Origin of the sequence: Micromonospora sp. C28ISP2-4 (genome assembly GCF_030519385.1) — a bacterium.
Classification (GTDB): Bacteria; Actinomycetota; Actinomycetes; order Mycobacteriales; family Micromonosporaceae; genus Micromonospora; species Micromonospora tulbaghiae.
Genome location: NZ_JAUMKG010000007.1, coordinates 430228 through 454143, shown reverse-complemented (window position 1 = coordinate 454143; position 23916 = coordinate 430228). Strand labels below are relative to the sequence as shown.

27 protein-coding genes are annotated in these 23916 nt (G+C 73.5%); 12 read left to right on the top strand and 15 right to left on the bottom strand.

All coding sequences use genetic code 11. The annotated features are described in order from the left end of the window. Positions 1-185 precede the first annotated feature (185 nt). Positions 186-494 carry a DUF1499 domain-containing protein gene (locus Q3W68_RS25590; protein WP_302907865.1) on the bottom strand — a complete coding sequence of 103 codons (309 nt, stop codon included), beginning with the start codon at positions 492-494 and terminating at the stop codon, positions 186-188. 443 nt (positions 495-937) lie between these two features. Between Q3W68_RS25590 and Q3W68_RS25585 the strand changes: the two genes are divergently transcribed. Both Q3W68_RS25585 and Q3W68_RS25580 read left to right on the top strand, forming a co-directional pair. Next, on the top strand, positions 938-1903 hold the full coding sequence (locus Q3W68_RS25585) for a serine protease (protein WP_302907864.1): 966 nt from the start codon (positions 938-940) through the stop codon (positions 1901-1903). 88 nt (positions 1904-1991) lie between these two features. Then, positions 1992-2198 carry a hypothetical protein gene (locus tag Q3W68_RS25580; protein ID WP_302907863.1) on the top strand — a complete coding sequence of 69 codons (207 nt, stop codon included), beginning with the start codon at positions 1992-1994 and terminating at the stop codon, positions 2196-2198. Positions 2199-2261: 63 nt separating this feature from the next. Here the strand turns inward: Q3W68_RS25580 and Q3W68_RS25575 are convergent, their stop codons facing one another. Next, positions 2262-2666: an SRPBCC family protein gene (locus tag Q3W68_RS25575; RefSeq protein WP_302907862.1), complete on the bottom strand. Its 405-nt coding sequence runs from the start codon at positions 2664-2666 to the stop codon at positions 2262-2264. Between the two features lie 77 nt (positions 2667-2743). On the opposite strand from Q3W68_RS25575, the gene Q3W68_RS25570 reads away from it, so the two are divergent. After that, positions 2744-3220, top strand: coding sequence for a YfbM family protein (locus Q3W68_RS25570; RefSeq protein WP_302907861.1), 477 nt, complete (start codon positions 2744-2746; stop codon positions 3218-3220). A gap of 138 nt (positions 3221-3358) precedes the next feature. Beyond that, positions 3359-4135: a hypothetical protein gene (locus Q3W68_RS25565; protein ID WP_302907860.1), complete on the top strand. Its 777-nt coding sequence runs from the start codon at positions 3359-3361 to the stop codon at positions 4133-4135. 10 nt (positions 4136-4145) lie between these two features. Here Q3W68_RS25565 and Q3W68_RS25560 read toward each other — a convergent pair whose 3' ends face one another. Next, positions 4146-4877, bottom strand: coding sequence for an SDR family oxidoreductase (locus Q3W68_RS25560; RefSeq protein ID WP_302907859.1), 732 nt, complete (start codon positions 4875-4877; stop codon positions 4146-4148). 95 nt (positions 4878-4972) lie between these two features. Between Q3W68_RS25560 and Q3W68_RS25555 the strand changes: the two genes are divergently transcribed. Then, on the top strand, positions 4973-5821 hold the full coding sequence (locus Q3W68_RS25555; RefSeq protein ID WP_302907858.1) for a LysR family transcriptional regulator: 849 nt from the start codon (positions 4973-4975) through the stop codon (positions 5819-5821). A gap of 8 nt (positions 5822-5829) precedes the next feature. Here Q3W68_RS25555 and Q3W68_RS25550 read toward each other — a convergent pair whose 3' ends face one another. The 8 genes from Q3W68_RS25550 to Q3W68_RS25515 form a co-directional block, all read right to left on the bottom strand. Beyond that, positions 5830-6309, bottom strand: a complete 480-nt coding sequence (locus Q3W68_RS25550; protein ID WP_302907857.1) for a GNAT family N-acetyltransferase — start codon at positions 6307-6309, stop codon at positions 5830-5832. A 28-nt stretch (positions 6310-6337) separates the two neighbouring features. After that, positions 6338-6946 carry an ATP/GTP-binding protein gene (locus Q3W68_RS25545; protein WP_302907856.1) on the bottom strand — a complete coding sequence of 203 codons (609 nt, stop codon included), beginning with the start codon at positions 6944-6946 and terminating at the stop codon, positions 6338-6340. Continuing rightward, positions 6927-7316 (bottom strand): DUF742 domain-containing protein, encoded by a 390-nt coding sequence (locus Q3W68_RS25540; protein ID WP_013287416.1) that lies wholly within the window; start codon positions 7314-7316, stop codon positions 6927-6929. Before Q3W68_RS25540 ends, Q3W68_RS25545 begins: the two co-directional genes overlap by 20 nt. Continuing rightward, entirely contained in the window at positions 7313-7738 is a 426-nt protein-coding gene (locus tag Q3W68_RS25535) for a roadblock/LC7 domain-containing protein (RefSeq protein WP_013287417.1), read from the bottom strand. Before Q3W68_RS25535 ends, Q3W68_RS25540 begins: the two co-directional genes overlap by 4 nt. 66 nt (positions 7739-7804) lie before the next feature. After that, positions 7805-10285 (bottom strand): nitrate- and nitrite sensing domain-containing protein, encoded by a 2481-nt coding sequence (locus tag Q3W68_RS25530; RefSeq protein ID WP_302907855.1) that lies wholly within the window; start codon positions 10283-10285, stop codon positions 7805-7807. An 80-nt stretch (positions 10286-10365) separates the two neighbouring features. Further along, on the bottom strand, positions 10366-11925 hold the full coding sequence (locus Q3W68_RS25525; RefSeq protein WP_302907854.1) for a prenyltransferase/squalene oxidase repeat-containing protein: 1560 nt from the start codon (positions 11923-11925) through the stop codon (positions 10366-10368). Continuing rightward, positions 11922-12797, bottom strand: a complete 876-nt coding sequence (locus tag Q3W68_RS25520) for a terpene synthase family protein (protein WP_302907853.1) — start codon at positions 12795-12797, stop codon at positions 11922-11924. Before Q3W68_RS25520 ends, Q3W68_RS25525 begins: the two co-directional genes overlap by 4 nt. After that, the gene (locus Q3W68_RS25515; protein ID WP_302907944.1) at positions 12794-14131 is read right to left on the bottom strand and encodes a cytochrome P450; all 1338 of its coding nucleotides are present in this window, start codon (positions 14129-14131) and stop codon (positions 12794-12796) included. Before Q3W68_RS25515 ends, Q3W68_RS25520 begins: the two co-directional genes overlap by 4 nt. Positions 14132-14443: 312 nt before the next feature. Here Q3W68_RS25515 and Q3W68_RS25510 point away from each other — a divergent pair, with 312 nt between their 5' ends. Next, entirely contained in the window at positions 14444-14692 is a 249-nt protein-coding gene (locus Q3W68_RS25510) for a DUF2630 family protein (protein WP_013287422.1), read from the top strand. A 51-nt stretch (positions 14693-14743) separates the two neighbouring features. On the opposite strand, the gene Q3W68_RS25505 is transcribed toward Q3W68_RS25510, so the two are convergent. From Q3W68_RS25505 to Q3W68_RS25495, 3 genes are all read right to left on the bottom strand, one after another. Next, positions 14744-15673, bottom strand: a complete 930-nt coding sequence (locus Q3W68_RS25505) for a serine protein kinase RIO (protein WP_302907852.1) — start codon at positions 15671-15673, stop codon at positions 14744-14746. A 258-nt stretch (positions 15674-15931) separates the two neighbouring features. Further along, positions 15932-16576 carry an HAD family hydrolase gene (locus tag Q3W68_RS25500; protein WP_302907851.1) on the bottom strand — a complete coding sequence of 215 codons (645 nt, stop codon included), beginning with the start codon at positions 16574-16576 and terminating at the stop codon, positions 15932-15934. A gap of 59 nt (positions 16577-16635) precedes the next feature. After that, on the bottom strand, positions 16636-17481 hold the full coding sequence (locus tag Q3W68_RS25495; RefSeq protein WP_302907850.1) for a carbon-nitrogen hydrolase family protein: 846 nt from the start codon (positions 17479-17481) through the stop codon (positions 16636-16638). A 106-nt stretch (positions 17482-17587) separates the two neighbouring features. On the opposite strand from Q3W68_RS25495, the gene Q3W68_RS25490 reads away from it, so the two are divergent. From Q3W68_RS25490 to mug, 6 genes are all read left to right on the top strand, one after another. Then, a complete protein-coding gene (locus tag Q3W68_RS25490) occupies positions 17588-18160 on the top strand; it encodes a TetR/AcrR family transcriptional regulator (protein ID WP_013287426.1) in 573 nt (190 codons plus the stop codon). A gap of 104 nt (positions 18161-18264) precedes the next feature. Next, positions 18265-19164, top strand: a complete 900-nt coding sequence (locus Q3W68_RS25485) for a TIGR04222 domain-containing membrane protein (protein WP_302907849.1) — start codon at positions 18265-18267, stop codon at positions 19162-19164. Next, positions 19161-19979 carry a DUF692 domain-containing protein gene (locus Q3W68_RS25480; RefSeq protein WP_302907848.1) on the top strand — a complete coding sequence of 273 codons (819 nt, stop codon included), beginning with the start codon at positions 19161-19163 and terminating at the stop codon, positions 19977-19979. Before Q3W68_RS25485 ends, Q3W68_RS25480 begins: the two co-directional genes overlap by 4 nt. Next, positions 19976-20422, top strand: coding sequence for a hypothetical protein (locus tag Q3W68_RS25475; RefSeq protein WP_302907847.1), 447 nt, complete (start codon positions 19976-19978; stop codon positions 20420-20422). The genes Q3W68_RS25480 and Q3W68_RS25475 overlap by 4 nt, the downstream gene beginning before the upstream one ends. Positions 20423-20453: 31 nt before the next feature. Continuing rightward, positions 20454-21215: an SDR family oxidoreductase gene (locus tag Q3W68_RS25470; RefSeq protein ID WP_302907846.1), complete on the top strand. Its 762-nt coding sequence runs from the start codon at positions 20454-20456 to the stop codon at positions 21213-21215. 10 nt (positions 21216-21225) lie between these two features. Next, a complete protein-coding gene (gene mug / locus Q3W68_RS25465; protein ID WP_302907845.1) occupies positions 21226-21846 on the top strand; it encodes a G/U mismatch-specific DNA glycosylase in 621 nt (206 codons plus the stop codon). Between the two features lie 62 nt (positions 21847-21908). Here the strand turns inward: mug and Q3W68_RS25460 are convergent, their stop codons facing one another. Beyond that, positions 21909-23894 (bottom strand): ABC transporter ATP-binding protein, encoded by a 1986-nt coding sequence (locus Q3W68_RS25460; RefSeq protein WP_302907943.1) that lies wholly within the window; start codon positions 23892-23894, stop codon positions 21909-21911. Positions 23895-23916: the final 22 nt, after the last annotated feature.

Sequence of the window (23916 nt, the reverse complement as noted above, 5' to 3'; positions counted from 1 at the left end):
ACAATCACACAGCGTTGTGCAATCTCCTTGGACGGCTTTTTTGCTCTGGGGAGGAATGGGCATGAACCATGCCTTCGTCACCGCGCTGGCCGGTGCCGCCCAGGGCAAAGGGCTCCCTATGTCCCGGCCCGAGCGTGGATCCAGTCGATCCTCATCCTGAGCGCCGAACACTCAGTCGCCTGACACTAGACCGCATTCAGGCGTCGAACGACCTGTTCCACGTTCTCGCGGTTCTGGCCATAGTCAACCAGGGTGGTTTGCAGTCTGGACCTGCTGGTAATCGCAACGCGGGAACCGCTCTCGACGGCAGTCACAGTTGCATCGACCGTCTCTCCCCAAGATTTGAAACTCACCCCCGTGCGCGCTTCGACCGTCGTTTCGTCAACGCGCCGAACCATCTTCACCCTCGGAAGAGACTCAAATGCCGCCAGCAACTTTTGCACGGCCTCCATCGAGTCGGTTGGCATGAAAAGTTCAGTACTGAACTCGCTCATCACTCAGCTCTCCACGCTCGTCATTCGAGGCAGGTCCGACGACCCAGAATTCCTGACACCACTCTACGGGACTGTCTGCTCTCAGAGCTCCTCGCAACCTCGGCGGAAGAAGACCACACCCAACCCGGCCACGGGCGCCCGCGACACCACCAGCCGGCCCAGCAAAGCCTTGACCGCGGCGACGGGAGTGCCGCGGCCGTCACGCTCGACGGCATCCTCCGGTGCGTGTGGCGCCACATGATCGCCGATTGGCCGCGCAACTTATTGCGCAAATTGCCGTTCGATGGAATCCCTCCGGCCCCCGATCGCACATCCGACACTGCAAACAATCGGCGTCCATGATTCGTTGACACGCTCCGAAGCCCGTCGATACGTTGCCGATCGCGATGAACAACGGGGGCGCTCCAGTTTCGATCCGGGAATCGAACACTGGGAAGGATTTCATGAAGACGACGATCAGACTTCTGGCCCTGCCGGCCCTGATCCTGCCGGCGATCCTCGCCGGCACTCCGGCGCTGGCCGGCACCGGCAGCGCCGCAGGCACGGCCGCTCCGGCCGCTGTCACGTCGATCGAGCGCAAGGCGGGGTCGTCCGCGCAGGCCAGGGCCTACTGGACGGCCGAGCGCATGGCGGCGGCCACTCCGGCCGACGAGGTCGAGAAGTCCGCCGGCCCGGTCACCCAGAGCCCCACGGCGGAGCGGGTGCGGCGCTTCGCGGAGGCGGTGGCGCCGAAGGACGGCAGCGGCTTCGGCACCCAGCTGAACGAGTCGATCACGGTGGGGAAGATCTTCTACACCAGCTCGACCGACGGCCTGGGCCACTACTGCTCCGCGAGCGTGGTGAACAGTCCGGCGCGCAACATGGTCTTCACGGCCGCGCACTGCGTGCACGACGGGCCGGGCCGGGACTGGCACACCGCGAACTGGATGTTCGTGCCGTCGTACCGCAACGGCGCGCAGCCGTACGGCACCTGGGACTGGTCCACGCTCGCGGTGCCGAGCGGCTGGATCAGCACCCGCGAGCGGCAGTACGACGTGGCGGTGGCACTCGTCTACGGAAGCCGGTCGATCGTGGACGCGGTCGGTGCGAACGGGCTGCTCACCGGCGGTGGCCGGGCGTACCACTACGACATCTTCGGCTACCCGAGCAACAAGGACAGCGGCGAGGTCCAGTGGGTCTGCTCGGGCACGTCGCGGGACGCGGGCAGCAACCGGATCGAGATGAACTGCGGCTTCGGGGGCGGTTCGAGCGGCGGCCCGTGGTACTACAGCTACGACAACACCACCAGGCGCGGTGACGTGCACGGGGTGATGAGTTACTCGAGCGGCTCGAACACGAACGGCTCGCCGTACTTCTCCGCCGCCGTGGTGGGGACGCTCTACAACACGTACGCGAACGACACCTGGTGAACGACGGTCCGCCTGGTGTGCCGCCCGGCGCACCAGGCGGACCGGCGCCAGGCGGGCCGGCACCGGCCCACGGCCCGGAGGAGGCGACATGTCACATCGTGTGCTGCTCGGCGCGGCCGCCGTCGCTGCGCTCGCCGTCGCCGCGGCGGTCGTGGTCCTCGCGGCGCGCGACGGGGGCGCGGGTCGACCGGCGCCGCCCGGCCCGGTGGTAGCGACGCACAATCCGAGCCCCGGCGCCGCCGATCCGTCCGAATACTGGACCAGGGAAAGAATGCGGGACGCCATCGGCGACTGATTCACCGAATCGCATTCGCGGCCACCGCAGTTGTTTTTCGCTGCGGCGCAGTTCCCATTCCGGTCAACCGACGGCGCTCTCCAGCACGGCCTTGAGCCGGGCCAGGTCCGCCTCCACGAGCGCGGTGTCCCGGTCGAAGTCCGCGTCGCTCATACCGGGCATCCGCCGCAGGCTGAACACCACCTCGGTGGCGTCGCCGTCGGCGATGGCGCGCAGCGGCACGTACACCGTCTCACCGGAGGGCGTCAGCACCTCGTGGTCGAGCACGCCGTACTCGTTGGCCGGGGCGAACGTCAGCCGCGCCCGCCCTTCGGGCGTGTCCACGAACCAGTGGCCGTCGACGAGCACGACCGAGCCGCCGAGGCCCGGCGCCCAGCGGGTCAGGTTCGCCGGGTCGGCGGCGAAGGCGTAGACGTCCGCGACCGGACGGTCGATGTGGACGCTGAGGTGCCGGGACTCCGTGGCCATGCGCCGATGATGGCACGCTGTCGGACGCCCGCGTTACGCTGCCGCCGATTCCGACCGACATCCCGGGAGACGACCACATGGGCATGGTGTTCACCGCACGCCGGCTGTCCGGCGAGGAACTGGCGACGGTGCTGGCCGACCCGGGCACGGTCGGCACGCTGTTCGACGGCGGCCCGGACGAGGTCGACCTGGACAAGGCGTGGCACGGCCTGCACTACCTGCTGACCGGCGACACGTACGAGATCCGCGGCGACGCCGGGCCGGCCATCCTGGGTGGTGACCCGATCGGGCCGGATCTCGGCATGGGCCCGGCCCGGCTGCTGATGCCCGACGCGGTCCGCGCCGTGGCCGCCGGGCTCGACGCGGTGGACGACGCGACGCTGCGGGCCCGCTTCGACCCGGAGGCCATGTCCGAGGCCGAGATCTACCCGCACATCTGGGACGACGGCGACGACGAGTTCGACAACTACCTGCTGCCGCACTTCACCGCGCTGCGCACCTTCTACCGCGACACGGCGGCGCGCGGAGACGCCGTCCTGCTCGCCGTCACCTGAGCCGCCGGAAACCGGCGCACCGCACCTGAGCCGCCGGAAATCGGTGCGCGGCGCAGGAGCGGCCGCGAGCCGGCGCGCGGCACCTGAGCCCGCGAAAACCGGCGCGCGGCGCCGGGCGGGCGCCGGTAGCGTGCCGACGTGGGACTCGACGCGTTCGTGTACTGCCGGTGCTGGCAGGACGGCCTCACCACCCCCTGCCCGGTCGAACCGGTCGGCATCGACGAGGAGGGCTATCTCGCGCTGTTGCGGCCGTGGGAGGGCAACAAGGCCGCGCACCGCACGTTCGACGCCTGGAAGGCGGAGGCGTGCCCGCACAAGGCCATGGAGCAGGCGAGCGAGCACGTGTCCAACTGGGCCGGCGTACGGCTGTTCCAGCAGGCGTTGCGCGCGGCCGGCGAGCACCGTTTCCCGGCGCTCGCCGCCGCGCTGCCGGACGTCAACGGCGGCTTCCTGCCCGCCGACCGGGCGGCGGTCGCGCTCGCCGAACTGGACGCGTTCGCGGACGTCGTCCGGGTCACCGACGAGGTGGAGCTGATCGACGAGGCGACCGGCGCGGTCGTGATGCAATACGTCGAGGCCTACCGCGGGTTGTTCATGTTCGGCCCGGGCTTTCAGGCGGGCGTCGATCCGGACGGCTTCTTCGTCCTCGACCGCGCCGACCCGCCGGTCACGCTGTTCCGGGCCGTCCGGTTCGGCCAGCGGCCGCTGCCCGGCGACCGGGTGGAGTTCACCCCCGGCGGGACGCGGACGGTGGTGGCGATGCGGTCGGTGGGCGAGCACGGCGAGCCGCCGCCCGAACGGCTCGCGGTGCGGACCCGGAGCCGGTCGGGCGACGACTTCGCCTACATCGTGGAGCCACTGCGTCGGCTGTGCGCGGCGTCGGTGGCGACCGGCAACCCGGTCATGTGGTACTGACGGGCGGCGCTCACCACGGGATCGTGCCCGCGTCCTCGAAGTAGCCGCCGGTCGGCCCGTCGTCGGGCAGCGTCGCCAGCCGGATTCCGATCGCCGCGCCCTGCTGCGGGGTTCGCACGCCCCGGAAGCCGTTCAGGTCGGTCGCGGTGAAGCCGGGGCAGCCTGCGTTGATCAGAATGTTCGTGCCGCTCAGCGCCCGCGCGTACTGGATCGTCACCGCGTTGAGCATGCTCTTCGACGGCGAGTACGCCACCGACAGCGGGCCGGTCTGATGTTCGCCCTCCGAGGCGCTCTGCCGGGTCAGCGAGCCCACACCACTGGACATGTTGACGATCCGCGGCGAGTCCGAGCGGCGCAGGAGCGGCAGCATCGCCTCGGTCACCCGGACCACCCCGATCACGTTCACCTCGACCGCGGTCCGGATGGTCGCGAGGTCGACGTCACCGGGCTGCTGCCGTCCGCCACCGGTCACGCCCGCGTTGTTGACGAGCACGTCCAGCCCGCCGGCCTCCGTCTCCAGCAGCCGGGCGGCGGCGGCCACGCTCGCGTCGTCGGTCACGTCCAGCGGTACGCCGAACGCGTCCACCCCGGCGGCGCGCAGCTTCGCGACCGCCTCCGCGAGCCGCTGCTCGTCCCGGGCGCCGACGCCCACCCGCCAGCCCAGCGCGCCCAGGCCGGCCGCGATCTCGTACCCGATTCCCTTGTTCGCGCCGGTCACCAGCGCGATCGTCCGTTCGCTCATGCTCTCGATCCTGTCCGCGCGGCGGGCGGGCCTCCAACACCACCTCGGTAGCTGGCGATACCCGCCGGGTATCGATCCGGCGGTACGGTGGCGGTATGGAGACGCGGGAGCTTCGCTACTTCGTCGCGGTCGCCGAGGAACTGCACTTCGGTCGCGCCGCGCGCCGCCTGGGCATCGCCCAGCCGCCGCTGTCGCGCGCGATCCGGCAACTCGAACGGCGTCTCGGCGTGACCCTGCTGGAACGGGACAGCCGCAGCGTCGCGCTCACCGCGGCCGGGTCGGTGCTGCTACGGGAGGGCCGGGCCGCCCTGGACGCGGTGGACGCCGCCGACCGCCGTACCCGCCGCGCCGGCGAGGCCGTGAACGGCGGCCCCGGGCTGGTGCTGGCGACGAAGGCGGGCGCGTCGAGCGAACTGCTGCCGAAACTGCTCGACGCGTACGCGGCCGAGCCGGACGCGGTCCCCGTCGAGGTGCTGCTGTGCGGCATCGGCGAACAGGAACGGCTGCTGCGCGACGGACGGGCCGACGTGGCGCTGCTGCACCTGCCGTTCGACTCGACCACCGGGCTGGACACCGAGGAACTGGTCACCGAGCAGCAGGTGGCGGTGCTACCGGCCGGACATCCGCTGGCCGGGCGGCCGCACCTGCTCATGGCCGAGGTGGAGACGCTGCCCGGCCTGCCGATGCCGCGCTGGCCGCGGGCCGACGGGTCGTATCCGGACGGCCCGGGTCCCGAGGTGCGCGACCACGCCCAGTTGTTCCAGCTCATCGCGCTCGGCCGTACCGCTGTGGTGCTGCCGGAGTCGGTCCGGACGCTGCTGCTCGCCGACCTGGCCGCCGTGCCGGTGCCGGACGCTCCGGCGGTGACCACTGTCATCGCGTGGCCGCCGCACAGCCGGTCCCGGGCGCTCGCCGCGCTGATCCGGACCGCCACCCGCCTGTAGGGACGGCCCTACGACAGGTCCTTGCGCATCTGCTGGGTGACCACCCGGTAGCCGGACGTCTCGTACAGCTTGCGTGCCGTCTCGTTGGCGCCGAAGACGTTCAGCTCCAGCGCCTCGGCACCCCGCTCCCGGGCCGCCCGCTCCCCGGCCGCGAGCAGCGCCCGCCCGAGGCCCCGGCCCCGGTGCCCGGCGGCCACCTCGATGTCGTAGAGGAACGCGCAACCGGCCAGACCGCGCGGGTGGGTCAGGCCGATCCACAACCGGCCGACGGGCGACCCGTCGGCCAGCACGCCGACCAGGAACAGCATGCCGGGCGTGGCCATGCCCTGCGGCAGGAAGGCGGAGCTTTCCCGCCGGGCCCGCTCGAGCGCCTCCTCGGGCGTCCAGTTGCCGGCCGTGACGTGCTCCCGCGCGTACTCGGCGGCCAGCTCGTCCTGCCAGTTGTCGAACTCGTCCGGCGTCATCGCCCGGACGGTCACCTCGCTCATGTCCACTCCCCCGTCGATGTGTGACCGCTCAGTCCTCGGCGGCGCGGCGGCGCGCCTCCCGCAGCTTCATGGCGTGTTCCAGCAGGGTGATCAGCACCTCCTTGGCCGACTCCCGCTTGCGCGCGTCGCACAGCACCACCGGTACGCCCGGGTCCAGGTCGAGCGCGGCCTGCACCTCGTCGAGGCGGAACTGCTTGGCGCCCTCGAAGCAGTTCACCGCCACCACGAAGGGCGTACCGCGCCCCTCGAAGTAGTCGATCGACGGGAAGCAGTCGGCCAGCCGGCGGGTGTCGGCGAGCACCACCGCGCCGAGCGCGCCGAGCGCCAGCTCGTCCCAGACGAACCAGAACCGGTCCTGCCCGGGCGTGCCGAACAGGTAGAGCACCAGGTCGTCGCTGATGGTGATGCGGCCGAAGTCCATCGCCACCGTGGTGGTCGACTTCTCCTCGATGCCGGACAGGTCGTCGATGCCGATCCCGGTCTCGGTCAGCACCTCCTCGGTCCGCAGCGGCCGGGTCTCGCTGACCGCGCCGACCATGGTGGTCTTGCCGACGCCGAACCCGCCCGCGATCAGGATCTTGATCGCGGTGGGCAGCGGCGCGGCGCCCGCCGGCCGCTCAGAGCGCCCGTAGTCCATTGATTACCGCCTCGAAAACGTGCTCGTCGGGAAGGCCGGCGGTGGTCGCGCGCGGCTCGCGTACCTGTACCAGGCTGCGGGCGGCCAGGTCTCCGAGGAGGACCCGGACGGTGCCCACCGGCAGGTCGAGATGGGCGGCGATCTCGGCCACGGAGAGGATCCGCTGGCAGAGGCCGACGATCGCCACGTGCTCCGGGCCCAGCCCGGACTCCGACCCGACATCCGTGCGGGTCGAGGTGACCAGCGAGATCAGGTCGAACGTGCCGGTCACCGGGCGGGCCCGGCCGCCGGTCACCGCGTACGGGCGCACCACCGGGCCGGCGTGGTCGTCCACCCACTCCTGCTCCGCGGAGTCCCCCCGGCCGGTCATCGTGCCGCGTTCTCGCCGAGGGGCTGTTCCCGGGTCGGTGACGCGACGAACCGGCCGACCCGGGTGACGAGCATGGCCATCTCGTACGCGATCAGGCCGACGTCCGCGTCCTCCGAGGCCAGCACCGCCAGGCAGGCGTTGCGCCCGGCCGCGGTGACGAACAGGAAGGAGGACTGCATCTCGATGATGGTCTGCTGCACGTGTCCGCCACCGAACCGCTTGCCCGCGCCGCGGGCCAGGCTCTGGATGCCCGCCGCCATGGCCGCCAGGTGCTCGCCGTCGTCCCGGCTCAATCCGCGGGACGAGGCCATCAACAGTCCGTCGGTGGAGAGCGCCACGGCGTGCTCCGCCTGCTTGACCCGGCCGACCAGGTCATCCAGCAGCCACGTCAGATCCGCGCTCGAAGCCGTCTTCTGCGCCACTCGTCGTCCTCATCTTCCCGGCTGGTGTGCCGTCAACTTCCGGTTTCCGTCGCGTCGACGTCCCGGTCAGGTAACCTGCTCGTCCGCGTCGGCCGGCCCGCCGCCGGCCCCCTGCGCTCCGCCGAGCAGGCGCGCGGCATCGGTACGACCGCGTCGGGTGCCGCTCTGGTAGGAGCTCATCATCCGGCGCACCTGCTCCGGTGCACGCGCCGTGTCGTCGTCGGCGGCGTCGTCGTCCGCCGCGGTCTGGTCGTGCCGCAGCTCCGGCACGAGGCTGGCCTGGCGTACCCGGACCGGCAGTCCCGCATCGGTGACCGGCGCGGTCTCCGCCTCGGTCTCCGGCTCCGTCGCCGGCGACGCCTCAGGCTCGTCAGTCGTGGCGGCGGGCCGCCGCTCCACCACCGCCAGCTCCGTGGTGGGCCCCGCCGCCGCGGGCTGCCGCTTGCGGGTACGCGCGGGCAGCCCCGAGGGGGTCAGCCGGGGCTCCTGCGTCACCGGCTCCGGTGCCTGCGGCGCCGGCTCGGCCGGCTGGTCCGGTTCTGCAGTCCCGTCCGGGCCGGACGGGGTCGCCGGCCCGTCGCCGTCGGGCGTGCTCCGCGCCGGATCCGGTGCGGACACCGCGGGCAGGGCCGTCCCGGGGGCGGGCAGGGCGTCGGCCGCGTCGGCGCCGTCGGCGGTGATCAGTTCACGCGGGATCAGCACCACTGCCGTCGTCCCGCCGTACGCGGACTCCTTGAGCTGCACCTTGACGCCGTGCCGCTCGGTGAGCCGGCTGACCACGAACAGGCCGAGCCGGGCGGCGTCGGCCAGGTTGAGCTCGGACCGGTCGACGATGCGCGCGTTGGCGGCGGCCAGCTCGTCGGCGCTCATGCCGAGGCCGCGGTCCTCGATCTCGATGGCGAAGCCGTTGGCCACGAGCTGCCCCCGGACCTCCACCGTGGTCTGCGGCGGCGAGAAGGAGAGTCCGTTCTCGATCAGCTCGGCCAGCAGGTGGATCACGTCACCGACGGCGCGGCCGGTGAGCGACACCTCGCCCAGCGGGAGCACTGTGACCCGGGTGTAGTCCTCGACCTCGGCGACCGCGCCGCGTACGACGTCGACCATGGGGACGTTGCGCCGCCAGGCCCGGCCCGGAGTCGAGCCGGAGAGCACGATCAGGTTCTCCGCGTTGCGCCGCATCCGGGTGGCCAGGTGATCGACCCGGAACAGGTCCTCCAGCTCCTCGGCGTCGTGTTCCCGCCGTTCCATCGCGTCCAGCAGCGTGAGCTGCCGGTGCACGAGCGCCTGGGTGCGCCGGGCCAGGCTGAGGAACACGTCGCGTACGCTGCGGCGCAGCTCGGCCTGCTCGACGGCGGTGCGGACGGCGGTCTCCTGGACGACGTTGAACGCCTTGCCCACCTGGCCGATCTCGTCGTCGCCGAACTGCAACGGTGGCGCCTCGCGGGCGACGTCCACCTCCTCGCCGCGGCCCAGCCGTTCCACCACGCTCGGCAGCCGTTCGTGCGCCAGCTTGAAGGCGGCCTCGCGGAGCCGTTCGAGCTGGCGGACGAGCGCCCGTGCCGTGGTGATCGACACGACCACGGAGGCGATGACGGCGATCAGGCCGAGACCGGCGGCGAGCACCAGCCGCACGATGACGCCGATCGCGACGGGCATGGCCCGGGACACGATGTCCTCACCGCCGGCGAGGATCACCTCGCGCAGGTCGGCCATCGCCTTCTCGGTGGCGGCCTGCCACGCCGCGGCGGTCACCGGCGGACGCACCTCGGCGCCCTTGGCCGCGAGCACCTGGTCCTGGAGCGTGCGGAGCTGCTGGAACGCCTCGCCTCCGACCATCCGGTCGAAGCGGGCGCGGTCGCTCGGCGCGAGTTCCCGGGCGGTGCGGTCGGCGAGGAACCACTGCGCGCCGACCAGGCGGGCGAAGGCGGTCTGCTCGCCGACGGTGATCCGGTTGGCCGCGATCGCGCCGGTGAGCAGCGCGTCCTGTTGGGACAGCAGCTCCCGGGACCGGTTGAGGTCGATGAGCGCGGCGGTGTCCTCGGCGATCTCGTCGTCGTCGAGGCCGCCGAGGGCGTCGAAGACCGCGAAGATCCCGTCGACCGCCTCGTCGTACGCGATGAGCGTTGTGGTGCGGTCGATGGTCTTGCGGCTGACGTCGGCGCGTACCTGGCCGAGCTGGTCCAGCTCAATCTTCAGCTCGTCGAGCCGGCTCATCAGTTCTTCGCTGGCCGGGATCTCGGTACGCCAGTCCCGCACGGAGCGCCACAGCGCGCCGGCGGTCTCGTCGGTACGCGCGCGCTGGGCCTCCAGCTCCTGCAACCGGCCCGGGTCGGACTCGCCGAGGTAGCGCAGCGACAGCCGCCGCTCGGCCTGCAGCTCCTGCAGCAGCGGGTCGCTCGGTTCGAAGACGCGCGCGTTCAGCGTCTGCACGCCGAGCAGGTTGAATCCGTCCCGTACGGTCACCCACGCGGCGAACGCCCAGAGCGCGGTCAGCGACGCCAGCAGCGCGATGATCTTCGTACGGAGATTCGTACTGCGGGAACCCATCACACCGTCCTGGCCCGGTCTTCGGTCGGTCCGAAATCCGATCGACTCCGGCGCACGCTAGCAGCCGTCGTGAACCTCATTCAAGCGATCCTGATCATGGTAGGTGCGGCCCCGGCCCGGGTCGCCCCGGCGCGACCGGAGGCCGCCAGCACCGCGGCGCGCACGATCCGCGTCGGGCGGTAGAGGTCCTTGTCGTGCCATAGTGCCGGTTCGCCGTCGGATCCGTCCAGCTCGGACAGCCGACGACGCCCCCGCCCCAGCGCCGACGCGACCCGGGGGTCGCCGGGCCGTCCCGCGTCGGCCAGCGCGAGCACCGCGTACGCGGTCTCCTCGGCGGTGCCGTCCCACCGTCCCCAGGAACCGTCGGGGCGCTGCGTGTCCAGCAGCCAGGCCACCCCCCGCTCGACCGAGGCGCGCGCCGCGCCGTCCGGCGCGTGGTCGGCCAGCGCCAGCAGCACCGCGTAGGTGGCGTAGTACGGCGAGGCGTGCCAGCGGTCCTCCCACCGCCCGTCCGGCTCCTGCCGCTCCAGCAGCCACTCGGTGACCCGGCGCCGGGCACCGGTGACGCCGGGCGCGCTGGGATGCTCGCCGAGCGCGTCGAGCACGTGCGCGTTAGTGGTCAGCGACGCACCGTCCTCCCCCGGCCAGGTGCAGAAGTGCCGTCCGGTGTCGAACCCGGCCAGTGGCGTGACGCCCGGCGCCCGGCCCAGCCGGGCCAGCGCGTAGAGCGTGACCGCCGTGGTGTCGGCGTCGGCGGGCAGGCCGGGCGCGGTGGCCGCGCCGGACGGTCCGACCGCGGCGCGCAGCTCGGACAGCACCGGCTCGGGCGCGCCGACCGGCACGCCGGCCCGGACCAGGATGCCGAGCACCCAGGCACGTTCGAAGACGGTGATCGGGCTCGCGCAGGGCACCGGGCCGGGCCCGGCGACGGCGTTCAGGTAGTCGAGCGCGGGTCCGGGCTCCGGCCCGCCCAGCCAGGCGGCGGTCGCGGCGGGTGAGGCGCCGACCGCGCCGCTGGCCGAGGGACGTACCCCGGGCGCGCGGTACGCCAGTTCGCCCGCCACCTCCAGCGCGTGCGCCAGCTTCTCCGGTACCGGCCTCCCGGTGGCGAGCAGTCCGCGTACCCGGGTCAGCCGGGCCGGGTCGAGACCGGCCGGCAGCGGCAGGCGGGGCCGGCCGGCCCACCCGGTCAGCCCGGGTGGCGGACCGGCCGGGCCGTCGAGGTGCCGGTCCACGGCCGTCAGCAGCGCCGGCACGATCAGGTCCGTGGCCGGCAGGTCCGGCGGGGCGCCGGCACGCAGCGCGCCGGTCAGGTACGCCAGTCCGCGGCGCGCGGCGGCTGCGGGCGCGGCGGCCGGCCCGTCGCGGTGCAGCACGGCCAGCAGCGCCTCGACGGCGCTCAGCGTCGGCACCAGCGCGTACCCGCCGGCGCCGCCCCAGCCGCCGTCCGGGCGCTGCCGGTCCAGCAGCCAGGCCACGCGCCGGTCGTGGCCGTCGAGCCAGGGCGCGAGCGCGACCAGCCGCCCGGTCTCGTAGACCGACGGTGACGTCTGCCCCTCCGGCTCGCCGCCGAGCGCGGTGATCAGGTCGTGCACGGTCCCGGACCGGGTGGCGGGCACCGGTCGGGCGGTGAGCGTCACCGCACGCCCCAGAAGTCGGTGTTCCGGTAGAAGCCGGTGGTGAAGCCGAGCTGCCGGGACAGGAAGTCGGCCTCCCGGGGCACCTCGCCGGCCAGTTTCGCCAGCAGGACGCGGCAGTGGTCGACCTGCTCGGCGAAGCACCGTTCGACCTCGGCCGGGTCGTCCACCAGCAGCAGCGCGTTGAGGTCGCCGGACTCGGCGTCGCGGCGGTGGGTGCCGAGGTCGTTGACCAGGCGCAGGGCCCGCTGGACCTCGTCGCCGACCTCGATCAGCCGGGTCAGCGTGGCGGCGTCGGACACCGATCCGGTGTGGATCCAGTGCGCCACGTTCACCACTGTGGCGGCGAGGTTGTCGGCGTTTGCCAGGTAGTCGGCGAGGGTGGGACGGCCGGTGTGCCGCCAGTCCCACTCGCGGGCCATCGCGTCGAGCGTGCGTGCCATCGTGTCGCGCCAGTGGCCGCGCAGCGCCGGGTAGGCGGGCGCGGCGGCGACGTCGTCGCGCAGCTCGGCGAGGAACCGGCCCAGCGGGTCTCCGGACTCACCGCCGTCGAGCACGTCCAGGCAGACGCCGGTGATCCGGTCGACCTCGGCCCGGCTGGTGGCCTGGTGGTCGACCAGCCAGTCCACAGCGAAGCCCCAGAGCACCGCGCGGTTGGTCACTGCCAGTTCGGCGGCGCTGTGCCAGGGCGCGCTGAACGCCATCGCCTGCGCGATGCTGCTGAACAGCGTCGCGTCGAACGGGTCACCGGGGAACAGCTCGGGGTGCGCGGCGGCGGCCCTGCGCAGGCCGCGCTGCCCCTGCGCGGCCAGCGCGCAGACCCGGCCCTGCTCCGCGGCGACGGCGAGCGGATCGGGAGCCGGCCCGTCGGTCATGCCCCCTCCGTCCGCCCGGCGGCGACGAGCGTCAGCTCGACCCGCTCGCGCGGCCGCAGCGCCGCGGCCAGCCGCAACCCGGGTACGCCGGGGCGGTGCAGCCGGAACCGGTAGCGGCTGAGCATGGTGGCGAGGATGAGCTGGGCCTCCAGGTAGAACAGGTACATGCCGAGGCACTGGTGCGGCCCGCCACCGAACGGGAAGTGGGCGTACCGGTGCCGGGCGCGGACCCGCTCGGGGCGGAACCGTTCCGGGTCGAACTCGTCCGGGCGGTCCCAGAACTGGCGCATCCGCTGGGTGATCAGCGGGCTGACCGCCATCGTGGCGCCGGGCTCGATCGGCACACCGTCGATGACGTCCCCGGCGACCGCGCGGCGCGGGATGATCCACCCGATCGGGTAGAGCCGCAGCAGTTCGTCCAGCACCATCCGGGTGTACGTGAGCCGGCTCAGGTGCTCGCGCCGTACCGGCTCGCCGCCGACCACCTCGTCGATCTCGGCGTAGAGCCGCTCGGCCACCTCGGGGTGCTGCTCCAGGTGCGGCCAGGCCCAGGTCAGCACGTTGATGGTGGTCTCCGTGGTGGCGGCGAACATCGCCACCGTGTCGTTGCGAACCTGCCGTTCGTCGAGTTGCCGCCCGTCTTCGGTGCGGGCCTGCCAGAGCGTCGAGATGACGTCGTCGCCCTGGTCGGCGGACTCCCGCGTCTCCCGGACGATCGGCACCAGCACGTCGTCGACGATGCGTACGGCGCGGGCGAACGTGCGGTCCCCCGGCATCGGCAGGGACAGCGGCGCGAACGGCACGATGATCCGGGGGATGACGGCGGTGGCGATCCGGTCCTGCGCCTCGATCACGCGCATCGCGTCCGGCACCGAGATCCGGTCGGCGAAGAGCACCTTCATGATCGCCCGGCTGACGATGCGCGCCTGCTCCACGCCGATGTCGACCGGCCGCCCGGCGCGAGCCGGCTCGTCCAGTTCCCCGACCGCGTCGCGGATCGCGTCGGCCATCCCGTCGACCAGCGCCTCGACCCGCTTGGCGGTGAACATCGGCTGGAGCATCCGCCGGCTGGCCGACCAGATCTGCCCCTCACCGAGGATCCCCTCGCCGAACAGCCGCTTGACCGGGCGCCAGAACAGCCCGTCACCGGCCCGCTCGTAGTTGTCGGCGCGGTCGCGCAGCACGTGCTGCACGTGCCGGGGGTGGGTGACCAGGTAGGGACGGAACGACCCGAGGTTGAGCCGGACCAGTTCGCCTTCGGTACGGTTACCAATGTCGATGAGTGCCCGGGCGGGGTCGCGGAGGACCGCCGGCAGGATCTGCCGCAGCGGCACGATTCGGGGTCGGCCGGTGGGCCTCGGCGTGTCCGTCGGTTCGGGCACCTGAACGCTCCCTCGGTTGACTCAGGGTCGCGACTCCGTACCGACCCGTGACGTTGCCCGCGAGCATGCCATCCTGAGCCGCAGATCAAAAGGCAGCTCGGAAGATATTTCACGTAACAACAATCTCTTTGTCGAGAATGGAGCCGGTGGGATATGCGTCACGCCGGTACACAGTGGCCGTTGCGGAGCGCGAGCGACGCTCACCTGTCCACGGACGGCGGCAGAACGCGGGCGCGGACCCGTCCGCTGTGCCAAGCTTCGGGCATGGACGACAAGACCATCCTCAGCCGGATCTCGGAACTCGTCGACGAGGAGCACCGGCTGCGCGCCGACGCGCAGCAGCACGAGGCCGGCACCGACGACGAGGCGCGGGAGCGGCTGCGCGCGCTGGAGGAGTCCCTGGACCAGTGCTGGGACCTGCTGCGCCGCCGCCGGGCCGCCCGCCAGGCGCACGGCGACCCGGACGCCCAGGGCGAGCGCCCGGTGCCGGAGGTCGAGCGCTACCTCCAGTGACCCGGACCGGACGGGCGTCCCGGGCGGTCTCCCGCCCGGGACGCCCACCCGTCAGCGGATGCCCGCCTCCCGCAGCAGCGCCTCGGTCAGCGCCGCCGGGTCGGTCACCGTCGCGGGCATCCCGCGTGCGGTGAACCAGGCGGCCACCACCCGCACGTCGCGGGCCAGGAAGTCGGCCCCCTGCGGGTTGGCCACCACGTCGACCACCTGCGGCAGGTCGATCATCACCAGCCGGCCCGCGTGCACCAGCAGGTTGTACGGGGACAGGTCGCCGTGTGCGTACCCGGCCCGGGCGAGCACCGTGAGCGCCTCCACGAGCTGGTCCCACAGGTCGCGCAGCTCGTCGTCGTCGGGCCGGACCTGGGCCAGCCGCGGCGCGGCCTCCCCCGCCTCGGCGTCGCCGACGAACTCCAGCATCAACTCGGTGCCGAGCAGCTGCACCGGATAGGGCACCGCGATCCGCCCGGAGGCGGCCCCGATCTCCCAGAGCTGGGACAACGCGGCGAACTCGGCCGCCGCCCACTGCCCGGCGATCATCTGCCGGCCGAACGCGGTGCGGCCGGTCATCGCCCGCATCTCCCGGGACCGGCGTACCCGGCGGCCCTCCAGGTAACCGGCGTCGCGGTGGAAGAGCCGGTGCTGGGCGTCGCGGTACCGCTTGACCGCCAGCAGGCACCCGCGGTCGGTGCCGGGCACGGCCCGGCGGACCAGGTGGACGTCCGCCTCCTTGCCGGTCTTGAGCACCCCGAGCTCGGTGTCCCGGGCGGCCAGTTCGGTGACCAGCCAGTCCGGGTGCGGCTCGGGGCCGTGGACGGCCTGGTCCCAGGAGGACCAGGAGTCCTCCGCCTCGGGCTCGGCGTCCGGGTCGGTGAGGGTCGGCGGAGTGTGCCGTCCCCGCTTCAGGAAGTCGGGTTCGTCGTCGTCGAAGCGGCTCTTGCCGCGGCCACGGCGCTGCGGCGCCGGGAAGTCGTGATCGCGCACTGGTGGATCTGTCCTTCGATCGAGGCTGGTGGAGGCAGGTGGAACGACCCTGCGAAGACGGCCATGACCGACCTCCTCTCCTCGACCGGGCCCACCCCGGCTGCGCACTCGCGCGGCACCATGCTCGTGCCCCGCCCCGGATCAGGTCAACGGGTTTTCGAGCGGCCGCCGCGTCGCTGCTGCCGCGCCCGCGCCCGCGTCGGGCCCGCGCCGCCGACCGATCCGCACCGCCGTCTGGCCCGCGCGTCGCTGCCGCCGTCAGCCGGCCAGTACGGCCGCGACGGCGGCGATCAGACCGTCCTCGATCCGGGTGGGCGCGAACCTCGGGTCGGACCAGCGGCGTCCCCTGTGCAACCAGACGCTGGGCAGGCCCACGGCTGTCGCGCCGCCGATGTCCGCCTCCGGGCTGTCGCCGACCACCCACGCGCCGCGCAGCGGCATCCGGGCCCGCTGGGCGGCGAGCGCGAAGATCCTCGGGTTCGGCTTGCTGACGCCCGCCTCCTCGGAGATCACCCAGTCGGCGACGTACCGGTCCAGGCCGGTTTTGCGGATCTTGGCGTCCTGTTGACGGGCCGCGCCGTTCGTGACCACCACCGGCACCCAGCCGGCGTCGGCCGCGATCCGCAGCGCGCAGGCCACCAGCGGATCGAGCCGCATGTGGGCCACCACGCCGTCGTGCAGCTCGTCGACCAGGTCGATCGAGGGGATGCGCAGCGCGTACCGGTCGCGGATCGCGTCCGCCACGTCCCACCTGTTGGTCAGCCCGTCCGCGTCCACGGACACCAACCAGTCGAGGTCGGCCGGCGGCGCGCCGATGCCGTCCAGGAAGCGTTCTCCCCAGGCGCGGAACGGCCCGTCGCGGTCCAGCAGGGTGTTGTCCAGATCGAGCAGGAGCAACGGCACCTGGGCACCCTACGGGAACGGCCGGAGCACCGACAGGGCCGAGGGCCACGCCACGGCGATCAGGCGACGAGGACGGCGCGTTCCGCCCCGGCGTCGAGCGGCCGGTCCAGCAGCATCGTGTGCGCCGCGCGGGTGGCGGCCAGCGCGTCCGGGTCCAGCGTGGCCACCAGCACGTCCTCGCCGGTGTCGGCGCCACGGGCCAGCGGCCGGCCCTCCGGGTCGTACACCGCCGCACCGCCGTTGAAACGCCAGGGATCGGTGCCGCCGACCGAGTTGGCGAACACCACGTACATCGTGTTGTCCAGCGCGCGGGCGGCGTAGTAGAGGTCGCGGCGGTGCGCCGAGCCGGCCAGGTAGCCGCTCGGGCAGAGGTAGCCGTGCGCGCCGTCCCCGGCGGCGGCCCGCGCGTGCTCCGGGAAGCAGCCGTCGTAGCAGACGCCCAGGCCCAGCCGCCACGTGTCGACCACGAGCGTGGCGCCCCGGCGGCCGGCGTCGAACAGCTCCCGCTCGCCGCTCCAGAGCTGTTGCTTGTCGTACGCGGCGGTCACTGTGCCGGCCGGGTCCACGACGAGCGAGGAGATGGTGCGCCGCCGGTCGGGGTGGCGGACGGCGGCACCGATCACCACCGCGGCGCCCGCGTCGGCGGCGGCGGAGCGCAGCGGGTCCAGCCGGGCGTCGGTGACCAGGCCGGCGGCGTCGGCGGCCACGTCGGTGGCGTCGGGATCGGCGCCGAGCGTCGGCGGGTGGTACGCCGGCAGGAACAGCTCGGGCAGCACCACGACGCGGGCTCCCTCGGCCCGGGCGACGAGGCGGGCGGCGGCACGGGCGTTGCCGGCGACGTCGCCGGGGACGGGCTGGGCCTGGACGGCGGCGACGGTGAGCGGGTGCGCGGGAGGGGCGGTCACGCGCCGATCCTAACCACCCGGCGACGGGCGAGATGATCATCCGGAGGCGCATCTCAAGCCGTACGTACGGTTTGCATCGACCGGTTCCACCTGCGACGATCCACCCGTGCCCAGAGTAAGTCAGGACCAGCTCGACGCGCGCCGCCAGGAGATCCTCGCTGCGGCGCGGGCGTGTTTCGCCCGGCACGGCTACGAGGGCGCCACCGTACGGCGGCTGGAGGAGGCCACCGGCCTGTCCCGTGGCGCGATCTTCCACCACTTCCGGGACAAGGACTCCCTCTTCCTCGCCGTGGCCGAGGACGACGCCGCCGCCATGGTCGAGACGGTGGCCCGCAACGGTCTCGTGCAGGTGATGCGCGACCTGCTGGCCCGGGCCGTCTCGCCGGACACCACCGGGTGGCTCGGCAGCCAGCTGGAGGTCTCCCGCCGCCTGCGCACCGACCCCGCTTTCGCCAAGCGCTGGGCGGAACGTTCCGAGGCCATCGCCGGTGCCACCCGGGAGCGCCTGCTGCGCCAGCGCGAGGCCGGGGTGCTCCGCGACGACGTGCCGATCGACGTGCTGGCCCAGTTCCTGGAGCTGGCCTACGACGGCCTGGTGCTGCACCTGGCCATGGGCCGGCCGGCAGGCGACCTGGCCCGGGTGCTCGACCTGGTCGAGGAGGCCGTCCGCCGGCACTGAACCGCCGCCGGTCTCGGTCCGGTAACTACCCCGCTCCAGGAGATCGACTCTGGCGCGCCTGCTCCACAATGAGCCGCGACCCCTCCTCGCGACAGGAGCAGACGATGACCCCCTCCGACACCTGGGGCATCCCCGGCCCCGTATTCCTGCGCTGGTATCTCCTGCTCGCCGTCGTCCTGGTCATCGGTGCGATCGTGTACCGGCGCCGCATGCTGGCGGGCACGCCGGTGACCGCGTACGGCGAACTGGGTCCGCAGCAGGTCGCCTACCTCAACGGCGGCGACCAGCTCGCCGTCTGGGCCGCGCTCGGCGGTCTGCGCCACGCCGGCGCGGTCGGCGTACGGCCGGACCGGCGGCTCACCACCGGTGGCCCGCTGCCGACCTGGGCGACCCCGCTGGACCGGGCGGTCCACCACGCGGCGAGCCGCGGTCTGCGCACCCGGGACCTGGCCGCCGACGAGTGGGTCCGGCGTGCCCTCGACGAGCTGCGCGACGGCCTGGTACACCGGGGCCTCGCCCTGGACCAGGAGCGGCGCCGGACGCTGCGACGCGGCGCGTTGCTGATCGGGGCCCTGCTGGCCATCGGCATCGTGCGCGCGGTCTCCGGCCTGCTCAACGACCGGCCCACCGGCTGGCTGCTGCTCAGCCTGTTCCCGCTCGGCCTCGCGTTCGTGCTGCTCAACCGGGTGCCCTGGCGTACCCGGGCGGCCACCGCCGCGCTCGACGACATGCGCCGCCGGCACGGTCGCCTGCGGCCGACCGCCGGGCCCGCGTACTCCATGTACGGCCCGACGGAGGTGGCGCTGGGCGTGGCGCTGTTCGGCACCGCCACGCTCTGGACCGTGGATCCGGGCTTCGCGGAGCAGGCCGAGATCCAGCGGCAGGCGATGGGCAACGCGGGCGGTGCGAGCTCCGGCACCTCCTGCGGCGGCGGGGCGACCGCCGGCGGCAGTTCGTGCGGCGGCGGCAGCTCCTGCGGCGGAGGCGGCGGGTGCGGCGGATGACCGGCCCGTCCGGCGTCGGCATCGGCTGGCGCCCCGAGATCGCCGGGTTCGTGGCCGAGCTGCCGGGGCTGCGCTTCGTCGAGGTGGTCGCGGAGGCGGTCGCCCCGGCCGGGCCGCTCCCCGACGGGCTCACCGAGCTGCGCGAACGCGGCGTCGACGTCGTACCCCACGGGGTGCGGCTGTCCCTCGGCGGCGCGGAGCCCGTCGACGCGGCCCGGGTGGTGCACCTGGCCGGGGTGGCCGCGGCGCTGGACGCGCCGCTGGTGAGCGAGCACATCGCGTTCGTGCGGGCCGGCGGTCTGGAGGCCGGTCACCTGCTGCCGCTGCCGCGCAGCCGCGAGGCGGTGGCCGCGGTGGTGGCGAACGTACGGCGGACGCAGGCGGAACTGCCCGTGCCGCTGGCGCTGGAACCGATCGCGGCGCTGTTCGACTGGCCCGACGACGAGCTCGACGAGGCGGACTTCCTCACCGAGATCCTCGACGCCACCGGCGCGCTGCTGCTGCTCGACGTGGCGAACGTGCACGCCAACGCCCGCAACCGCGGCGGCGACCCGGCCGCGCTGCTGGACCGGCTGCCGCTGGAGCGCATCGCCTACGTGCACGTCGCGGGCGGCGCCGAACACGGCGGCTTCTACCACGACACGCACACCGACCCGGTGCCCGCCGCCGTGCTGGACCTGGTCCGCGAGCTGTGCAGCAGGCGCCGGCCGCCCGCGCTGCTGCTGGAACGCGACGGGCACTACCCGCCCGCCGCCGAGCTGCGCGGCGAGCTGGACGCGCTGGCCGCCGCCTCCGGCCACCCGGTCGTCACGTGAGCGGCGACCTGGCGGCCCGGCAGGCAGAGCTGGTCGCCGCGCTCGTCGCCGGTGGACCGCTGCCGTCCGGCTTCGCCCCGGCCCCGGTCGAGGCGGCCCGCCGGGCGTTGCTGCGCAAACGGGCCGGTGACGTGGCCCGGCACTGGCCGCTGCTCGCCGCCGGCCTCGGAACCGGCTGGCCGGCCACGTTCACCACGTGGGCCGACCGCCGTCCCACGAACGGTTCGCTGCGCGACGGCTGGGACCTGGCCCGCGACCTGCGCGACCGGGACGCGCTGCCGCCGCTCGGCGCGGAGGAACTGGCCGTGCGCGAGGCCGCGAGCCACTACGACGGCCGCCGTCCGCCCCGGCCGCGCCGGCTGCCGGCCCTCACCCGCGTCGGCGGCGCCGTCGCGGTCCAGGTCGCCGGGCGGGTACGCCTGCTGCGGCCCGCCCCGCGCTGACAGCCACCCGCCGGTACGGCAGGATCGGTGTATGGATCTCGGACTCGCCGACCGGGTGTACGTGCTCACCGGCGCCTCCGGCGGCCTCGGCTTCGCCACCGCCGAACAACTGGTCGCCGACGGCGCCCGGGTGGTCATCTCCGCGCGTACCCCGGAACGGGTGGCCGCCGCCGTCGAGGCGCTCGGTGACCCGCGGCGGGCGATCGGGCTGACCGCCGACCTCACCGACCCCGCCACGCCGGAGCGGCTCGTCGCCGCCGCCCGCGAACACTTCGGTCGCCTCGACGGTGCGCTGATCTCGGTCGGCGGCCCACCGCCCGGGACCGCCGCCACGGTCACCGACGAGCAGTGGCGCGAGTCGTTCGAGACGGTCTTCCTGGGCAGCGTCCGGCTCGCCCGCACGGTGGCCGGGGCGCTCACCGACGGCGGCGCGATCGGGCTCGTGCTGTCCACCTCGGTACGCGGACCGCTGCCCGGCCTCGGCATCTCCAACGGCCTGCGGCCGGGCCTGGCCGGCGTCGCGAAGGACATGGCCGACGAGTTCGGCCCGCGCGGCGTACGCGTGGTCAGCCTGCTGCCCGGACGGATCATGACCGACCGCAACCGGGAGCTGCTGGCCGGCTCCGGCGACCCCGAGCGGGCCCGCGCGCAGGCCGAGGCGGCGATCCCGCTCGGACGCATCGGCGACCCGGCGGAGTTCGGCAAGGTGGCCGCGTTCCTGCTCTCCCCCGCCGCCGGGTACGTCACCGGGATCACCGTCCCGGTCGACGGCGGCGCGCTGCGCGGGCTGTGACGGTGAGCCGGTGAGCGATCGACGCAGGCCGGGCGGTGGGCGGCCCGAGGCCGCGCCCGGACCGGGCACGCCCGCCCGCCGCCACCCCCGGCCCAGCCGCGAGCAGCTCGCCGCAGCGGCCGACCGGCTGCTGCCCGACGTGATCGCACCCGGCCTGGACGTGCTGTTCGTCGGCATCAACCCGGGCCTGTGGTCGGCGGCCACCGGCTGGCACTTCGCCCGCCCGGGCAACCGGTTCTGGCCCGCCCTGCACCGGGGCGGCTTCACGCCGCGCCTGCTGCACCCCAGCGAACAGGACACGCTTCCGGCGCTGGGCCTCGGCATCACCAACATGGTCGCCCGGGCCAGCGCCCGCGCCGACGAACTCACCGCCGGCGAACTGGTCGACGGCGCGGCCACGCTCACCGCGAAGGTCGAGCATTACCGGCCGCGCTGGGTGGCGGTGGTCGGGGTGACCGCGTACCGGATCGGGTTCGCCCGGCCGAAGGCCGGTTTCGGGCCGCAGCCGGAGACGCTCGCGGCGGCCCGGCTCTGGGTGCTGCCCAACCCGAGCGGCCTGAACGCCCACTTCACCCCGGAGACGCTGGGCGCCGCGTTCGCCGAGCTGCGCGCCGAGGTCGTCGCGGGTTAGAGCCCGGTCGTCCGGTGCCGCCGGGCTGCCGGCGGCACCGGGGATGTGGCCCCGCCGGTCCGCTAGTTGGCAGTCGCCGGGGGCATGGCCTCGTGGGCGACATAGGTGCCCATCGGCACCGTGGTCACCACCGGCTCGGGCTGCTCCGCCTCAGCGGCGTGGGGCGTCGGCGAGTCGGTGACCGCGAACTGGGTGCGGTACAGCTCGGCGTACAGGCCACCGACCGCCACCAGCTCGTCGTGCCGGCCGCGCTCGACGATCCGGCCCTCGTCGAGCACGAGGATCTGGTCGGCGTCGCGCACCGTGGAGAGCCGGTGCGCGATGACCAGCGCGGTACGCCCGGTCAGCGCCACCGACAGCGCCCGCTGCACCGCCGCCTCGCTCTCCGAGTCGAGGTGCGCGGTGGCCTCGTCGAGGATCACGATCGACGGGGCCTTGAGCAGCAGCCGGGCGATGGCGATGCGCTGCTTCTCGCCACCGGAGAAGCGGTAACCCCGCTCGCCGACAGTCGTGTCGAGCCCGTCCGGTAGCGCCCGGACCAGGTCGGCGACCTGCGCGCCGGCCAGCGCCGCCCAGATCTCGTCGTCGGTGGCGTCCGGCTTGGCGTAGCGCAGGTTCTCCCGGATCGTCTCGTGGAACAGGTGCGAGTCCTGGGTGACCACGCCGATCTCGTCGCGCAGCGAGGCGAGTGTGGCGTCCCGTACGTCGACGCCACCGACCAGCACCTGGCCGTCACTGACGTCGTAGATCCGGGAGATGAGCATGGACAGCGTCGACTTGCCCGCGCCGGAGGGGCCGACCAGGGCCACCATCTGCCCCGGCTCGACGGCGAACGAGACGCCCCTGAGCACCGGCTCGTTGACCGTACGGTCGAGGGTCGAGACCTCCTCCAGGGAGGCGAGCGACACCTCGGCGGCGCTCGGGTAGCGGAAGCGCACGTCGCGGAACTCGACCCGGCCGTTGCCGCGCGGCACCGGCACCGCCTCGGGCTTCTCGGCGATGGACGGACGCAGGTCGAGCACCTCGAAGACCCGGTCGAAGGAGACGAGCGCGCTCATCACGTCGACCCGGACGTTGGACAGCGCGGTCAGCGGGCCGTAGAGGCGGGTCAGCAGCAGCGCCAGCTTGACGACGGTGCCGGCGCTGACCGCCCCGGTGACCGCGAGCCAGCCGCCGACGCCGTACGTCAGCGCCTGGGCCAGCGACGCGACGAGCAGCATCGCGACGAAGAACGTCCGCGAGTACATGGCGGACTGGATACCGATGTCGCGGACCCGCTCGGCCCGGCGGGCGAACCGGTCGGCCTCGACCTCCGGCGCGCCGAACAACTTGACCAGGAGCGCGCCCGCGACGCCGAACCGCTCGGTCATCGTCGCGTTCATCTTGGCGTCGAGGTTGTACGACTCGCGGGTGATCTCGGCCAGCCGCCGGCCGACCCGGCGGGCCGGGATGATGAAGATCGGCAGCAGCACCAGCGCCATCACCGTGATCTGCCAGGACAGCACGAGCATCGCCCCGGCGGTGAGCACGAGCTGGATGACGTTGCTGACCACGCCGGACAGCGTCGAGGTGAACGCCCGCTGGGCGCCGAGCACGTCGTTGTTGAGCCGGCTGACCAGGGCGCCGGTCTGGGTGCGGGTGAAGAACTGCAACGGCATCCGCTGGACGTGGTCGTACACCCGGGTGCGCAGGTCGAGGATGATGCCCTCGCCGATGCGGGCCGAATACCACCGCTGAACCAGGGAGAACAGCGCGTCGGCCACGGCGAGCGCGGCGATGATCAGGGCGAGCCGGACCACAGTCGAACGGGCGTCGGGGCCGCCACCGGCGATCGCGTCGATGACGTCGCCGGCGAGCAGCGGCGTGGCCACGCCGATCACCGCGGCGACGACCACGGTGATCAGGAAGACGACGATGTCGCGCCGGTAGGGCCGGGCGAACGCGACGATCCGCCGGGCGGTGCCGCGCTTGAGCTCGTGGGCGGAGACCTCGTCGCGGTTACGCAGCGACCGAAGCATGCTCCAGCCGCCCATGCCGCCGCCGGCCATGGGGTGGGACACTCGTCACCTC

Coding starts and splice junctions, on each gene's coding strand:
- Q3W68_RS25590 (WP_302907865.1), bottom strand. CDS start 494: ATGAGCGAGTTCAGTACTGAACTTTTCATGCCAACCGACTCGATGGAG.
- Q3W68_RS25585 (WP_302907864.1), top strand. CDS start 938: ATGAAGACGACGATCAGACTTCTGGCCCTGCCGGCCCTGATCCTGCCG.
- Q3W68_RS25580 (WP_302907863.1), top strand. CDS start 1,992: ATGTCACATCGTGTGCTGCTCGGCGCGGCCGCCGTCGCTGCGCTCGCC.
- Q3W68_RS25575 (WP_302907862.1), bottom strand. CDS start 2,666: ATGGCCACGGAGTCCCGGCACCTCAGCGTCCACATCGACCGTCCGGTC.
- Q3W68_RS25570 (WP_302907861.1), top strand. CDS start 2,744: ATGGGCATGGTGTTCACCGCACGCCGGCTGTCCGGCGAGGAACTGGCG.
- Q3W68_RS25560 (WP_302907859.1), bottom strand. CDS start 4,877: ATGAGCGAACGGACGATCGCGCTGGTGACCGGCGCGAACAAGGGAATC.
- Q3W68_RS25555 (WP_302907858.1), top strand. CDS start 4,973: ATGGAGACGCGGGAGCTTCGCTACTTCGTCGCGGTCGCCGAGGAACTG.
- Q3W68_RS25550 (WP_302907857.1), bottom strand. CDS start 6,309: ATGAGCGAGGTGACCGTCCGGGCGATGACGCCGGACGAGTTCGACAAC.
- Q3W68_RS25545 (WP_302907856.1), bottom strand. CDS start 6,946: ATGGACTACGGGCGCTCTGAGCGGCCGGCGGGCGCCGCGCCGCTGCCC.
- Q3W68_RS25540 (WP_013287416.1), bottom strand. CDS start 7,316: ATGACCGGCCGGGGGGACTCCGCGGAGCAGGAGTGGGTGGACGACCAC.
- Q3W68_RS25530 (WP_302907855.1), bottom strand. CDS start 10,285: ATGGGTTCCCGCAGTACGAATCTCCGTACGAAGATCATCGCGCTGCTG.
- Q3W68_RS25520 (WP_302907853.1), bottom strand. CDS start 12,797: ATGACCGACGGGCCGGCTCCCGATCCGCTCGCCGTCGCCGCGGAGCAG.
- Q3W68_RS25510 (WP_013287422.1), top strand. CDS start 14,444: ATGGACGACAAGACCATCCTCAGCCGGATCTCGGAACTCGTCGACGAG.
- Q3W68_RS25485 (WP_302907849.1), top strand. CDS start 18,265: ATGACCCCCTCCGACACCTGGGGCATCCCCGGCCCCGTATTCCTGCGC.
- Q3W68_RS25480 (WP_302907848.1), top strand. CDS start 19,161: ATGACCGGCCCGTCCGGCGTCGGCATCGGCTGGCGCCCCGAGATCGCC.
- Q3W68_RS25470 (WP_302907846.1), top strand. CDS start 20,454: ATGGATCTCGGACTCGCCGACCGGGTGTACGTGCTCACCGGCGCCTCC.
- Q3W68_RS25460 (WP_302907943.1), bottom strand. CDS start 23,894: ATGGCCGGCGGCGGCATGGGCGGCTGGAGCATGCTTCGGTCGCTGCGT.